This is a genomic window from Arthrobacter sp. MMS24-S77, assembly GCF_054888235.1.
On record NZ_JBTZRN010000001.1, the window covers coordinates 3,444,630 to 3,459,020 of the forward strand.

15 protein-coding genes are annotated in these 14,391 nt (G+C 60.4%); 12 read left to right on the forward strand and 3 right to left on the reverse strand.

The window, feature by feature from the left end; translation table 11 throughout:
• The first annotated feature begins 3 nt into the window (after positions 1-3).
• Positions 4-867, forward strand: coding sequence for a M15 family metallopeptidase (locus tag ACX5I4_RS15720; protein WP_461837469.1), 864 nt, complete (start codon positions 4-6; stop codon positions 865-867).
• A gap of 112 nt (positions 868-979) precedes the next feature.
• Here ACX5I4_RS15720 and glmM read toward each other — a convergent pair whose 3' ends face one another.
• Positions 980-2,344 carry a phosphoglucosamine mutase gene (gene glmM, locus ACX5I4_RS15725; protein ID WP_461837470.1) on the reverse strand — a complete coding sequence of 455 codons (1,365 nt, stop codon included), beginning with the start codon at positions 2,342-2,344 and terminating at the stop codon, positions 980-982.
• Between the two features lie 160 nt (positions 2,345-2,504).
• On the opposite strand from glmM, the gene ACX5I4_RS15730 reads away from it, so the two are divergent.
• Positions 2,505-3,743 (forward strand): bifunctional glycosyltransferase family 2/GtrA family protein, encoded by a 1,239-nt coding sequence (locus ACX5I4_RS15730; protein ID WP_461837471.1) that lies wholly within the window; start codon positions 2,505-2,507, stop codon positions 3,741-3,743.
• Positions 3,744-3,806: 63 nt separating this feature from the next.
• Complete coding sequence (locus ACX5I4_RS15735; RefSeq protein ID WP_461837472.1) at positions 3,807-5,723, forward strand: glycosyltransferase family 39 protein; 1,917 nt, start codon at positions 3,807-3,809, stop codon at positions 5,721-5,723.
• A gap of 140 nt (positions 5,724-5,863) precedes the next feature.
• On the opposite strand, the gene rpsI is transcribed toward ACX5I4_RS15735, so the two are convergent.
• Both rpsI and rplM read right to left on the reverse strand, forming a co-directional pair.
• Entirely contained in the window at positions 5,864-6,370 is a 507-nt protein-coding gene (gene rpsI, locus ACX5I4_RS15740; RefSeq protein ID WP_461837473.1) for a 30S ribosomal protein S9, read from the reverse strand.
• Positions 6,371-6,407: 37 nt separating this feature from the next.
• Positions 6,408-6,851 carry a 50S ribosomal protein L13 gene (gene rplM, locus ACX5I4_RS15745; RefSeq protein ID WP_306863775.1) on the reverse strand — a complete coding sequence of 148 codons (444 nt, stop codon included), beginning with the start codon at positions 6,849-6,851 and terminating at the stop codon, positions 6,408-6,410.
• A gap of 295 nt (positions 6,852-7,146) precedes the next feature.
• Between rplM and ACX5I4_RS15750 the strand changes: the two genes are divergently transcribed.
• The 9 genes from ACX5I4_RS15750 to ACX5I4_RS15790 all read left to right on the forward strand — a co-directional run bounded on the left by ACX5I4_RS15750 (position 7,147) and on the right by ACX5I4_RS15790 (position 14,385).
• Positions 7,147-7,800 carry a prepilin peptidase gene (locus tag ACX5I4_RS15750; RefSeq protein WP_461837474.1) on the forward strand — a complete coding sequence of 218 codons (654 nt, stop codon included), beginning with the start codon at positions 7,147-7,149 and terminating at the stop codon, positions 7,798-7,800.
• Between the two features lie 270 nt (positions 7,801-8,070).
• Positions 8,071-8,271: a Flp family type IVb pilin gene (locus ACX5I4_RS15755; protein ID WP_461837475.1), complete on the forward strand. Its 201-nt coding sequence runs from the start codon at positions 8,071-8,073 to the stop codon at positions 8,269-8,271.
• Between the two features lie 31 nt (positions 8,272-8,302).
• A complete protein-coding gene (locus ACX5I4_RS15760) occupies positions 8,303-8,500 on the forward strand; it encodes a Flp family type IVb pilin (protein ID WP_461837476.1) in 198 nt (65 codons plus the stop codon).
• A gap of 91 nt (positions 8,501-8,591) precedes the next feature.
• Positions 8,592-8,987: a TadE/TadG family type IV pilus assembly protein gene (locus ACX5I4_RS15765; protein WP_461837477.1), complete on the forward strand. Its 396-nt coding sequence runs from the start codon at positions 8,592-8,594 to the stop codon at positions 8,985-8,987.
• Positions 8,975-9,949: a pilus assembly protein TadG-related protein gene (locus ACX5I4_RS15770; protein ID WP_461837478.1), complete on the forward strand. Its 975-nt coding sequence runs from the start codon at positions 8,975-8,977 to the stop codon at positions 9,947-9,949. Before ACX5I4_RS15765 ends, ACX5I4_RS15770 begins: the two co-directional genes overlap by 13 nt.
• Before the next feature lie 38 nt (positions 9,950-9,987).
• Positions 9,988-10,755: a Flp pilus assembly protein CpaB gene (gene cpaB / locus ACX5I4_RS15775; RefSeq protein ID WP_461837479.1), complete on the forward strand. Its 768-nt coding sequence runs from the start codon at positions 9,988-9,990 to the stop codon at positions 10,753-10,755.
• A complete protein-coding gene (locus tag ACX5I4_RS15780; protein ID WP_461837480.1) occupies positions 10,752-11,957 on the forward strand; it encodes an AAA family ATPase in 1,206 nt (401 codons plus the stop codon). Before cpaB ends, ACX5I4_RS15780 begins: the two co-directional genes overlap by 4 nt.
• Positions 11,958-12,037: 80 nt before the next feature.
• A complete protein-coding gene (locus ACX5I4_RS15785) occupies positions 12,038-13,435 on the forward strand; it encodes a CpaF family protein (RefSeq protein ID WP_461837481.1) in 1,398 nt (465 codons plus the stop codon).
• Positions 13,432-14,385 carry a type II secretion system F family protein gene (locus tag ACX5I4_RS15790; RefSeq protein WP_461837482.1) on the forward strand — a complete coding sequence of 318 codons (954 nt, stop codon included), beginning with the start codon at positions 13,432-13,434 and terminating at the stop codon, positions 14,383-14,385. The genes ACX5I4_RS15785 and ACX5I4_RS15790 overlap by 4 nt, the downstream gene beginning before the upstream one ends.
• Positions 14,386-14,391 lie beyond the last annotated feature (6 nt).

Below are 14,391 nucleotides of genomic sequence, written 5' to 3' on the forward strand. Positions count from 1 at the left end.
CGGATGTGCCACAACTGCCGCCCCAACAGAAGGTCCTTCACAGCCCTTCTAGCGGCAGGCGTAGGAATGACGGCCTTGGCTGCCTGCACTCCGGGTAGCCAGGTCGCTTCACCCGCTCCGGCCCCGTCCCCACCAGGAACCCAAACGGCAACTCCGACGCCGGCAGTGGCGACCACGACGGCGGTCCCGCCCCCTGCGGTGAGTGGGGTGCCGCCGTCGAGCGCTCCGCCGTCGAGCGCTCCGCCGGCGGGGGTTCTGTCCCAAAAGTTTTCCCTGACTGACCCGACGAGCCAGTGGGTCATCGTCAACAAGCACCGGCCACTGACCCCCTTGCAGTTCGTCCCCCTTGATCTCGTCCAGCCCCGCGTCCAGCTCGCGGTCAGTGGAGAGGCCTCGTTGCTCAACAGCACAACTGCAGCAGCGGCAGAAAAGCTCTTCGCCGGAGCCGCTGCGGCAGGGGTGACCATGACTTTGGCCTCCGGCTACCGCTCGTTCCAAACCCAAACCGCCACGTACAACAGTTATGTGAACTCGCGCGGCCAGGCTTCAGCGGACACCGCCTCCGCGCGTCCCGGATTCTCGGAACACCAGACCGGTTGGGCATTCGATATCGGCGACGGCGGCGGGGCGTGCAGCTTCCAGCCGTGCTTCGCCGAGCAGCCAGCCGCCGTTTGGGCCAAGGCCAACGCATTCAAATATGGATTTGTTGTCAGGTACCCGTGGATGCTCCATGAAATCACCGGCTATTACTACGAGTCCTGGCATTTGCGCTTCGTCGGGGTTGAGGCCGCAACGGATATGGCCAATCGCGGTATCGCCACCCTCGAGGAATATTTTGGCCTCGAAGCGGCACCGGGCTACCTGTAGCGGTTGCCGGGATGCGCGACAACCTGGTCCGAAGGTAAGCATTTGAAACAAATGTGGCCCGTCTCCTTATGAGACGGGCCACAGTTGTTTTGGAGCTTTTGCCGCAGTGAGCCTAAAGGGCCAGTTCGCGCGGAATCGTGAGGCGGTGTTCGACGACGCCGGCGAGTTCAGTGCATATGCGGGTGGCGGTTTCCATGTCCGCGGCCTCGACCATGACACGGACCAAAGCTTCGGTGCCCGATGGCCGCAGGAGCACCCGGCCGGTATCGCCGAGTTCGAGTTCCGCGGCAGCCACCGCAGCGGCTACACCCTCGTCCGTGGCGGCCCTGGACTTGTCCACGCCCTTCACATTGATCATGAGCTGCGGCAGCTTGGTCATGGCGCGGGCGAGATCCTGGAGGGTTCGGCCGGTCCTGGCCACTTGGGCGGCAATCTGCAGGCCTGTCAGGACGCCGTCGCCAGTGGTCGCGTAGTCGGAGAAGATCACGTGCCCCGACTGCTCTCCACCAAGGCTAAAGCCGCCCGCGCGCATTTCCTCCAGGACGTAGCGGTCCCCTACCGCCGTCTCGCGGATGGTGATTCCAGCACCACGCAACGCGATCTTGAGCCCGAGGTTGCTCATCACTGTGGCCACCAGGACGCCGTCCTTCAGCTTTCCGGACTCCTTCAGTGCGAGGGCAAGGATCGCCATGATCTGGTCACCGTCAACCTCGTTGCCTTCGTGGTCCACGGCCAGGCAGCGGTCGGCGTCGCCGTCGTGGGCTATGCCGAAGTCTGCGCGGTGCTTGATCACTGCTTCCTTGAGCTGGCCAAGGTGCGTGGAACCGACGCCGTCGTTGATGTTCAGTCCGTCGGGTTCCGCGCCAATCACCACAACCTCGGCGCCAGCGCTGGAGAAAACCTGCGGGGAACAGCCGCTGGCCGCACCGTGCGCGCAGTCCAAGACGACTTTGAGGCCTTCGAGGCGGTGCGGGAGGGTGCCGAGCAAGTGGACGATGTAACGGTCCTCGGCGTCCGAGAAGCGTTGGATGCGTCCGACCTCGCCCCCCACAGGACGGGAAGGCTCCTTACCGAGCTGGGCTTCGATTGCGTCCTCCACCTCGTCAGGGAGCTTCTGGCCGCCTCGGGCAAAGAACTTGATGCCGTTGTCCGGCGCCGGGTTGTGCGACGCCGAGATCATGACGCCGAAATCGGCATCGAGGTCCGCGATCAGGTAAGCGGCCGCGGGTGTGGGAAGCACACCGGCGTCGTACACATCGATCCCGGAGCTCGAAAGCCCGGCCTCAACGGCCGCCGCGATGAACTCCCCGCTTGCCCGCGGATCCCGGGCGACGACGGCGCGAGGCCGCGCTCCGTTGGCCGAGCGCTCATGTCCCAAGACCACAGCGGCGGCTTGGGCCAACTGAAGAGCAAGCTCCGCGGTGAGCAATCCATTGGCGAGACCACGCACGCCATCTGTTCCAAATAATCTAGCCATCGCGTTCCAGTCTAGACGACGGCGTAGAGGCCCGGGGGAAGCGGCGCCGTGGACCCTGCTTTTACCCCTTTATTCGCAGGACCGCAAGAGTGTAGATACTTGACTTGCGCTTTCCGCTCCACTCTAGTAATGACCCTTAACAAGTATCTACGATTACCGCATGACACCTAGCTCTGGGGGCTTGGCGCTCGAAATAATTGTCCCCGTTTTCAACGAGTCCGCCATACTCGAAAGAAGCATCAACCGTCTTGCCGACTATCTGTCGCGAGAATTGTTGTATAGCTGGAAAATCACGATTGCCGATAATGCCAGCACGGACGCAACAGGTTCTATTGGGCGAAAGCTCGCGAGCGAACTTCCCAATGTCGGCTACCGACGTTTGGAGACCAAGGGGCGCGGTTTCGCGCTCCGCGACGCCTGGACGTCGTCCGAAGCCAAAGTTCTCGCATACGTAGACGTGGACCTCTCGACCGACTTGGCTGCATTGCCCCCGCTCATAGCTCCCCTGCTTTCCGGACACTCCGACGTCAGTATCGGCACGAGGCTTGGGCGTAATTCACGGGTGGTCCGAGGCCCAAAACGGGAATTCATCTCGCGAGGCTACAACATACTCCTCAAACGAACCATGCAAGTTCAGTTCTCCGATGCCCAATGTGGTTTCAAAGCCGTCAGGGCCGAGGTCGCACATCGGCTGCTTCCTTATATAGAGGACAACCGTTGGTTCTTCGATACCGAGCTGTTGATTCTGGCAGAGCGGGCAGGGCTTCGAATCCACGAGATTCCGGTCGACTGGATCGACGATCCGGACAGCAGGGTCGATATCCGTCAAACCGCCATGGACGACCTCCGAGGCCTCGTGCGCGTCGCCACCTCCATGGTGAAGGGAAGGATCCCCCTGCAAGCGATATACGCCGAACTCGGGCGGGGACCCATCGCCACGCCGGCACGGCCAAGCTTCTTCGGTCAAGTGGTGCGCTTCGGTATAGTCGGCGCCTTTTCCACACTCGCGTTTGCTCTGCTCTATCTGCTCTTTCAAGGCCCCTTCGGCGCACAACAAGGAAATTTCCTGGCGCTCTTGCTCACGGCCATTGCCAACACAGCCGCCAACCGTCGCTTTACCTTCCGGATCCACGGACCGGCGAGGCTCTTCACACAGCAATTTCAAGGGCTGGTGGTGTTCATGGTCGCCTGGGGCATCACCGCGTCTTCCTTGCTGTTGCTACATGCAATACACCCGGACGCAGCACCCAGAACCGAACTGATCGTCCTGACTTGTGCAAACGTATTCGCCACTCTGCTTCGCTTCGTCTTGCTCCGTATCTGGGTCTTCCGTGTTCAGCGGTCGGATGAGCGCCGCCGCGGCATCGCTCTCAAGCCGGCAAGCGAGTCACTACTTTGATTCTGTTGTCCCCCGCGGGACGGGCATCCGACGGGAAGAATTTCAAGGAGGAGTCCGTTGACGGTGTCCGAATCCATCGCCTCCGCCACTAGGCGCCGGGCGGCTATCTTCAAGGCTTGGAGGCCGCCCACCATCGCGCCGTGGGAGAAGATAACTTTAGCTTTGCTGTTGCTCTCGACGGCATTTCTCTACTTCTGGAAGCTGGATCAAAACGGCTGGGCCAACGCCTTTTACTCGGCCGCAGTGCAGTCCGGTGAACACAACTTCACAGCATTCTTTTTCGGTTCCTCGGACTGGGGAAACTCCATCACGGTGGACAAGCCTCCACTCAGCCTTTGGGTCATGGGACTATCCGTCCGCCTATTCGGTCTCAATTCATGGGGCATTTTAGTTCCCCAAGTCATCATCACTCTGACGAGCATGTTGCTGATCTTCGTCCTGATGCGCAGGTACTTCCCTGCCGCCGTCGCCCTGATCGCGGCAGCAGTGTTCGCATACACTCCAATCACAGTCCTGCTAGCACGCTACAACAACCCGGATCCCCTTATGGTCCTGTTGATGATCGCAGCGCTCTACGCCGGAGTCCGGGCCGCTGAGACCGGCAGACTCACACCGATACTCCTCGCGGGCGGACTGCTGGCTCTCGGATTCTTGACGAAACAGTTGCAAGCATTTCTGGTCCTCCCGGCGATCGCGATCGTCTTTTTGCTCTTCGCCCGGCTGTCTTGGCGAAAGAGGTTCCTCGGGCTTGCACTGGCCGGATGCATCATGGCGGTTGGTTCCCTGGCATGGCCGCTCGCAGTGGATCTCATTCCCGCCCAATCCCGCCCTTTTGTTGGAGGCTCAACGAGCAACAGCATGATTGAGCTGACGCTCGGATACAACGGGATCGACCGCGTCGTGCAGCATGAAGATGACCCTTCAGTGGCGCTGATTCCGCAGGAATTCAAGGGCGCAACCTCGGACGCGGGGCTATTCAGGCTGCTCAATATCAATTACGGCCAGGAAATCGGCTGGCTACTGCTGGCGGCTCTGCTGAGCTGCGTGACAATATTCTGGGCCATCGCCAGACGCCGGCTCGAGCGGAATGAAGCGATACTTGCCTCCGCAGCAGCCCTCTGGTTGCTGACTACCTACCTGGTGCTGAGTTTCATGAGCCACGGCTTCCATTCCTACTACACTTCCTCGCTGGCGCCGCCACTGGCTCTCTGCGTCGGCATTGGCGCCCGATTGCTATTGTCAGGCGCCAAAACGATCCCTGGGCGTGTGTGGATCACGGTTGCTTTGGTAGCGAGTTTCATTTTCGCCAACGCGATATGGCGGCTTAGCGACGTCTTTCCGGAATGGCTCGGAAACATCACACTTTTTGTGGGTCTGTTGGCCGCCGCGGCGAGTGCAGTCCGGGCGCCATGGCCGTGGCTGGAACGGGGCTCCGCCGGCGTGGCCATCGGAGCATTGTTGGTCGGGCCGGCGCTCTGTTCCCTGGTGACGGTTGGTTCACCCCAATCCGGTTCCAACCCGCTATCTGGCGGCGTAACCAGAAACCCTTACTCGCTGAGCAGGTTCGTGGCCGGCGCGAAAGATCAGAATCCGGCATGGGTCTATGGCCTGTTGATTGGCAATAATCCCAGCCCGTTGCTCCGGGGGCGGCTCCAAGCAGCACCAGAGACGTGTACATGGGCTGCAGCCACCTATCCGGGTCAGACGGCGTCTGTCTTTCAGCTTGAAGTCAAGCGGGCGATCATGCCCCTTGGAGGGTTCGCCATGCACGATCCCAGCCCCACATTGACTCAGTTCCAGAGCTGGGTAGCCGCGGGACAAATCTGTTACCTAGTAGAGCAGCCCGAGCAACTGAAGGTTCCAGGAAATAGTCCCGAAGTCCTAGCGATCCAGAAATGGGTCGCGGACAACTTCCAGGCAGAAGTTACTGACGGCACCACGGTGTTCGACTTAGGAAGACCACTGGAAAGTAGCCATTGAACGCGGCAAGGCCCGTCCCGCCAAATGGCGGAACGGGCCTTGAAAGCGTTTGATTAGCGCTTGTGGAGCCGAGCGCTAAAACGCGCCGAGGGCCCCAAGAAGCGGTCGCGCCAGCGACCCCTTCTTGGGTAGGCGCATCTTTAGCGCTTGGAGTACTGCTGAGCCTTGCGTGCCTTCTTGAGACCGGCCTTCTTACGCTCGATGACGCGAGCGTCACGGGTCAGGAAGCCGGCCTTCTTCAGGGTGGCGCGGTTGTTGTCGACATCGATCTCGTTCAGCGAGCGGGCAATACCGAGACGCAGTGCACCGGCCTGGCCGGAGGGGCCACCGCCGTGGATGCGGGCGATGACGTCGTAGGCGCCTTCAAGGTCAAGGATCTTGAAGGGCTCGTTGACATCCTGTTGGTGCAGCTTGTTCGGGAAGTAGTTCGACAGCTCGCGGCCGTTGATGGTCCACTTGCCGGAGCCCGGCACAACGCGAACGCGTGCAACGGCTTCCTTGCGACGACCAACTGCTGCACCGGCAACGGTCAGTGCGGGGCGCTCCTTCTTGGGCGCGGCTTCGGCAGCCGAGCTTTCAGAGGTGTAGCTGGTGAGGGTTTCCTCGGCCTCGACGGCTTCGGCGGTCAGTTCTTCGTTCTGAGCCACGATTCTCCTTGTATTAAAAGTTGTTTGGTGGCCAGGACTACTGGGCGACCTGGGTGATTTCGAAAGTCTTCGGCTGCTGTGCAGCGTGGGGGTGCTCAGCGCCACGGTAAACCTTGAGCTTGCCCAACTGCTGTGCAGCGAGGGAGTTCTTGGGGAGCATGCCCTTGATGGCCTTCTCCACGGCGCGGACCGGGTTGGATTCCAGCAGCTCCGCATAGTTGACGGAGGTCAGGCCGCCCGGGTAACCGGAGTGGCGGTATGCGCGCTTCTGCTCCAGCTTGGCGCCGGTCAGCGCAACCTTTTCAGCGTTGATGATGATGACGAAGTCGCCCATGTCCATGTGGGACGCATAGGTCGGCTTGTGCTTTCCGCGCAGCAGTGTTGCGGTCTGGCTGGCAAGACGACCAAGGACAACATCGGTGGCGTCAATGACGTGCCACTGGCGGTTGATATCGCCGGGCTTCGGGGTGTACGTACGCACGGTTTTGCCTCGTTCTTGTTCTGGCGTTCATGTTTTAGGCGGCACGCCTGGAGCGTGTGCCTACTAGGTATGCGTTACCGGAGCAGAGGTGAGGGCTCTATGTACCAGTTATCCCGAAGTCCCGATATGCCTGTCGAGTTAACGATCCTGCAACTGGATCCCCAAGCGGGCATGTGTCATCGAGAAAGGACACGCACAACGACTATCAACAATAGCGGCAAGGAGCCGCAGGGTCAAAATAGGCTAGCAAGGAGCGTGAACAGCCGAGACCCTCCCTAAGCCCCTAGGAGACGCCGTGACAGCAACTGCTGCCCAATCCTTGTTTGTGGCCGCTTTCGGGCTCCTAGGGCTGCTCTTGAGCCCTCTGGCAGAGCTTCTGATAGCGCGGTTCCTGCCCCGACTCGGCGAACTCCCCTCGCGCGCTCCAAGGATTACGACGGCGGTGGCCACCGCATTCCTGCTTGCCCTCCTCACGCTCCGTTTCGGTTTGTCGCCCATGCTCCCCGCCTATCTCTTCTTGGCGGTGCTGGCTGTACAGCTGTCACGCGTGGACGTGATGCACCATTTGCTTCCAAACCCGCTGGTGCTGTTGCTGCTTGCTGCCGGCCTTGTGCTGTTAACTATGTCCGCCGCACTGGCCCCTGACTGGCTTGGACTCCTTCGCGCGGCTGCCGGCGGTGTCATTTTGTTCCTCGGATACTTAGTTCTTGGATTAATTTCTCCGGGAGGCCTTGGAATGGGCGATGTGAAGCTCGCAGCACCACTCGGAATGTACTTGGGCTACTTGGGTTGGACTCAGGTGTTCTACGGGGGGCTGCTGGGATTCGTGGTGGGCGGGGTGATGACGGTACTGATGTTGCGCCTGAAACGCGGAATCAAGCCGTCTGAAGTGGCTCATGGACCGGCCATGCTCGCCGCCGCAATTGGAGTGGTCCTGCTCGTTCCGTGAGGCTCGGCCATCTTCCCAGGTTCCGCTCAGTTCACTTGAGCCCCATCTGCGACGGCACCTAAGTAGTACTTAGGCAGGAAAACCGAGTACCCGCGGATCCTCCTTCGAGTATTCAACCCCACCCGTACTGAAAAAGACGAGTACCACTACGCATTGTTTGTTAACCCTCCCAGGGGCAATTCTTGTCCTATCGAAATCCGAACCGCAAAACGGGATATGTAAGCGGTTGGAAATCGTAGACAAATTCACTTATCTGGGAAGGGTTTTCCAATGTCATCTCTCATGGTTTCTGTCATTGCTTTCGTCGCCGGCGTCAAAGATCGCCTCACTTCCGAAAAGGGCGCAACAGCAACTGAATATTCACTGCTGGTTGGCCTCATTGCCCTCGTCATCGTCGTTGGCGTGGGGGCATTCGGCACCAACCTCAACGCCTTCTTCAACGGCCTGGCCGCCAAGGTGGGGGCCTGGTAGCAACAGCTGCCGGTCTCGCACAGGTCTCGAAATGTTCAATTTCAAAGAACACCTTCGTAGCGTCAAATTAGCCATCGCCAAACTCTCCGCTGAAAAAGGAGCCACGGCGACAGAGTATTCGTTGTTGGTAGGCCTAATCGCCCTGGTCATCGTTGTAGGCGTGGGCGCATTTGGCACCAACTTGAATGCTTTCTTCAACAGCCTCGCCACCACGGTCGGAACCTGGTAACCAGGCAAAAGCGTTGTGCCGCGCCCATTGGCGCGGCACAACGCACCGTTTTCTGCTGCAAACATCCGCAGCAACTACCCAGGGGGATCCTTTGAAACGCAGGATCAAGTCTTCCAGGTACCATGAGCGCGGCGCAGTTGCCGTCGAATTCGCGCTCGTCGCGCCCATCCTCGTGTCCCTGATCATCGCTGTTGTCGAGTTTTCGAACGCTTACAACATCCAGGTTTCAGTGACTCAAGCCTCCCGTGAAGCTGCACGGACCATGGCAATTACCAACGACTCAAGCAAGGCCACGGCTGCTGGCAAGGCCGGAGCGCCCTCGCTGGATACGTCCAAGCTGAGTTTCAGCTACTCGGGAGCCTGTGCGGCAGGCAGTCCCCCTCCAACTATCACCGTGACCACCACCTACAGTGGCCAGTCTCTCACCGGATTCTTCGGTTCCAGTCTCACGATCACTGGCAAGGGAGCAATGCAATGCAACGGCTGATCCGGCGTCAAGACCCTCACAACAGAGAACGCGGGGCTGCGGGCATCATGGTCGCCCTCATGATGCTCACGCTGGTTGGAGTCGGCGCCGTGGCAGTCGACGTCGGCCAGATCTACGCGGAACGGGCCCAGCTTCAAAACGGGGCGGATGCAGGAGCCATCGCTGTCGCAAGCAGCTGTGCCAAGGGTTCCTGCAATATTTCGTTGGCCAGCCCGCTTGCAAACTCCAACGCCAACGATGGCGCCAGCACTGTGCAATCAGTGGATCTAAGCGTGGCGGGCAAGGTAACAGTCACAACATCTACCAAGGATGGCACCACCGGAGCCGGCTACCTGAGCAAGATGTTCGCCAATGCCCTCAACACTGGGCCAGTGACTGTCGGCGCCCAAGCCACAGCGACGTGGGGCGGCCCTGGATCGGGGCCAGCGACGCTGCCTCTGGCCTTCGCGCCGTGCCAGTTCGACATCAATGGCGCCACACAGACGATTCTGACCCACGGGTCTACCACCTGCGTGAGTGACAGCCCGTCCGGCCAGGTCATCCCGGGCGGTTTTGAGTGGCTGACGCCCGTGCCCGGCCAGTGCGCCGCGCAGGTCTATCCAGATGATCCGTCGACAAGCGGAGTGGTGGATCCTTACGCGCAGACCAACACGGGACTGAGCATGCCAAAAGAGTGCAAGCCCCTCATCAGTAGTTACCTGAACACCGTGGTTGCCTTCCCCGTTTTCACTGAAGCTTCGGGAAGCGGCGCTGGCGGCAAATATTACATCAAGGGCTACGCCGCTTTCTATCTGACCGGATACAAGTTCCCTGGCATCTCCGGGGGCGATCAAACAGGTCTTGGAGGCAGCAACAACGGGGTCCGCGGGCACTTTGTTAGCTGGATTGCTGACCCCTCCGTGTATCAGGGAGGGGGATACACGCAGGGCGGAGCGAATCTTCCGCCGCAACTGATTAAGTAACCAGCGCTCTGGACGAGCGCAATCTGGAAGGAAGAACAGTGAAAACACGCCTACTGGGAGGCATCGCTGCGCTTGTCGTAGCCATCATTGGAACAGTGATGCTCGTGTTCTACGTCCAGGGCGCTGACAAGCGCGCTCTGGCAAATACTGAGACCGAAGACGTCTACGTCGTTCAAAAAGAAATTCCCGCAGGAACTCCCACCGCCAAATTCGGGGATTCTGTCATCAAGAAGTCAGTCCCCAAGGCCGCAATTGCCGCGGACAGCGTCAGCAACCTGGGAGATCTGGGCTCCAAGGTTTCTTCGATCGACTTCAAGCCTGGCGAGCAATTGCTCGCAACCCGGATGGTCGATCCAAACAGCTTGGCCGGTCCAGGTCGGGTGGAAGTGCCCACCGGGCTCCAAGAAGTCACAGTCAGGCTTCCGATCGAGCGCGTCGTAGGTGGGCACGTCGCTGCAGGGGACACAGTCGGCATGATGTTGTCCTTCAAAGCGGACGACAAAACCGGTGCACCTGACCAAACGAGCTTCACGTTCCACAAAGTCCTCGTCACCGCGGTGCAAGACGCCAGCGGTGCGATCTCGGATAATTCCGGTTCCGCACCCCAAGCAAGCGGTGGGTCGCTGAACGCCAACAAGACGGCAGGTGCAAACGGTGGCTACCTCGTGACCGTTGCCCGCTCCGCCGTCGACGTTCAGAAAATCGTCTACGCTGCCGAATTCGGCACCGTCTACCTTAGCAAAGAGCCTTCGGATGCCGTTGCAGGCGCAACCGGCACGATCGACCGGGGAAGTGTATTCAAATGAGCCGCTTCGTTCTCATCACCCCGGATCTTGACTTCGAACGACGAGTTCGATCCGCGACGGCCGGGATGAGCGGAAGCCTCCAATGGTTCCAGGCAGACTACTTGCCGGCAGGACCTCGGGAGATCCTTGACCAGCTCCTCGGAGAGCCGCCCGAAGTACTGATTTTGGGACCGGGCCTGGAAATCGATGACTCCCTCAAGCACGCTTCCTTGTTGGATCTCCAATTCCCGGAGATCAGCGTAGTGCTCGCCGCGGAACAGAGCGAATCGCTGGTCCTCGCAGCAATGCGCTCGGGCGTACGGGACATCCTCTCCCCCGCGGCGGACTCAGACTCCATCCGAGTGATGGTGGAGCGGGCAAGCCTCGCTGCTGCCGGCCGGCGAAGGGGGCTGGCCCCCAATGCCATCGAGGCTCCATCCCAGGGTTCCGGCGGGCGAATCATCGCCGTCATGTCGCCCAAGGGCGGGGTCGGCAAAACGACGGTAGCTACTAATCTGGCGGTCGGTCTCGGGACCATGGCACCAATGGGCGTGGTGATCGTCGATCTGGACCTACAGTTCGGCGATGTGGCGAGTGGACTGCTTTTGCACCCTGAGCACACCATCACGGACGCCGTGTTGGGTCCGGCCAGCCAGGATTCGATGGTGCTCAAGACGTACTTGAGCGTCCATCCGGCCAGCATTTACGCACTTTGTGCCCCTCGCAATCCCGTGGAAATGGACCGCATCACGGCCCAGCACGTCTCGAGATTGTTGGAGCAACTGCGCCAGGAGTTCCAGTACATCGTGATCGACACAGCTCCGGGACTCGGTGAGCATGTTCTCGCCGCCTTGGAAAATGCAACTGACGCCGTCTGGGTGTGCGGTATGGATATTCCAAGCATCCGAGGTTTGCGGACTGGCCTGAACATTCTTGACGAATTGCAGTTGCTCCCGCAATACCGGCACGTGGTTCTGAACATGGCCGACCCGAAAAGCGGTCTGGTCCTCAAGGACGTGGAAGCAACCATCGGAGTGCCGGTCGATGTGGCCATTCCCCGTTCCCGGACTCTTCCGTACTCCACCAATAAAGGCGTCCCCTTGCTTCAGGACGGGGCGCGGGATGCCGCCACCAAGGGCCTTCGTCTTCTGGTGAACCGGTTCCGGCCGAATTGGGACGAGCGATCACACAAGCAGTTGCACAGAAGGGCGGTTGTCCAGTGAACCTCTCACGCAGACTCGAAAGTCACCGGTACGGCGCCGGCTCAGGCGCGGCACCGGAAGAGGCGCCAGTTCCAGCCGGAATGACGCCGCCAGCAGCAACCACACTCGGACGTATCCAGGAAGCCAAGGCCGCGGAGTCCTCAAACGCCACGGCCCATGCCGAGGATAGTGCGACGTCGACGATTCTTGCCAGTGAAGCACTCAGCGACCTCAAGGAGCGGGCGAGCAAGGCCTTGTTTGAACGACTCGGATCCAGGCTCTCCGATTCCTCCTTGGATGAGGCGGAACTGCACCAGTACGTACGCGATGAGCTAAGGGTTGTTGTCGACGAGGAACAGGTGCCCCTGACGTCCGCAGAACGGCAGCGTCTCACGGCAGAAATCATCGACGACGTCCTGGGCCATGGCGCCATTCAACGGTTCCTGGATGATCCGGAAATTACGGAAGTCATGGTGAATCGATACGACAGCATTTACGTCGAACGGTACGGCCGGCTCTACAAGACAGAGGCCAAGTTCTCCTCGGACGAGGCCCTGCGTCGCATCATTGAACGCATTGTGTCCAGGGTTGGGCGGAGAATCGACGAGTCGTCCCCACTCGTCGACGCACGGCTTCCCGACGGATCGCGCGTGAATGCCATCATTCCTCCGCTCGCCGTCAACGGGCCGTCACTGACCATCCGAAAATTCGGCCGCGAAGCCCTGACAGTCAACAAACTCATCGAGTTTGGCAGCCTGTCACCGGAAATGGCGGAGCTGCTGAGGGCCTGCGTGCTGGCTCGGATGAATATCATCGTGTCCGGCGGTACCGGCACCGGCAAGACCACCCTGTTGAACGTCCTGTCTTCCTTCATTCCCGCGGATGACCGGATCGTCACCATTGAGGACGCAGTCGAGCTGCAACTCCAACAGGAGCACGTCGTGCGGCTTGAGAGCAGGCCATCCAACATTGAGGGACGCGGTGAAGTCACCATTCGCGATCTTGTACGGAACTCGCTCCGCATGCGTCCGGACCGCATTGTGGTGGGCGAGGTCCGCGGAGGCGAGTCCTTGGACATGCTTCAGGCAATGAACACCGGCCACGACGGTTCCATCTCCACGGTGCACGCCAACTCCCCCCGGGACGCCGTCGCCCGCCTCGAGACCCTCGTTCTCATGGCTGGCATGGACCTTCCTCTCAGGGCCATCCGGGAACAGGTGGCGTCCGCCGTGAACCTGATCGTGCACATCAGCCGCCTCCGGGATGGGACACGCAGGGTCACACACATCACTGAGGTCCAGGGCATGGAGGGCGATGTCGTCACTCTCCAGGACGCTTTCCTGTTCGATTACTCGGCTGGCGTCGATCCCAACGGCCGGTTCCTTGGCAAGCCGATTCCCACAGGCGTTCGTCCCCGTTTCACGGACCGATTTGCCGAACTGGGGATTCCGATCTCCCCGGCAGTCTTCGGGGCCACCATGATGGGAGGCTTGCGATGAACGGTTTCGGAGCCCAAACCATCTTGCTCGCGGCCGGGCTGGGCTTGGTGTATCTCGCTTTGCTCCTGCTCGTGTTGGTGGTGCTCAAGTCACGGAGGACACTTGATGCCGAAAGGCGCCGTCCCGATGCACCGATCCACTCATCTACCCTGACCCGGCTCACGGACGGCGCCAGGGATGCCATTCAAACACGCATCCATCCGCGCTCGGGAGGCTATCTTTCGCAAGCGAAGCTGGATGCCGCAGGGTTGAAGAAGCAACCAGCCGACTATGTTTTGATCGCTGGAATCGTTGTGGTCTTTGCCGGCGCCGTCGGCCTCGTACTCGGCGGCCTCGTCTTCGCCATCCTGATGTGCCTGGTTGCCGTGGCTTCTCTCACTGCGCTTCTTGCCTTGCTCACATCCCGGCGCTCAGCCAAGTTCGACGAGCAAGTACCCGACGCCCTCCAGATGATGAGTGGTGGGATGCGGGCCGGCCACAGTCTCCTCAGGGCAGTGGACGCCACTGCCCAAGAGAGCGAGGCACCTATGGCAGAGGAGATGAGCAGGATCGTCAACGAAACACGGATCGGGCGCGATCTTGGAGAGTCCTTGACTGACGTGGCCATGCGGACGAGCAGCGAAGACTTCGGCTGGATTGCCCAGGCGATCGAAATCCACAGGGAGGTCGGCGGTGACTTGGGCGAGGTCTTGGACCACGTTGGTGAAACGATTCGTGACCGCAACCAAATCCGGCGGCAGGTCAGGGCGCTAAGCGCCGAAGGACGTATGTCCGCGCTGGTACTGCTTGCCCTGCCGGTGGTCATGTTCATCGCGCTGCTGTTCATCAACCCGAGCTATGCCCACACCTTCACATCCACCGTGCCTGGCTACCTCATGCTTGCCGCCGCCGCGGTCATGCTCACAGTCGGCGCGTGGTGGCTGAGCCGGCTCATCAAGCCGAAGTACTAGGAGGGA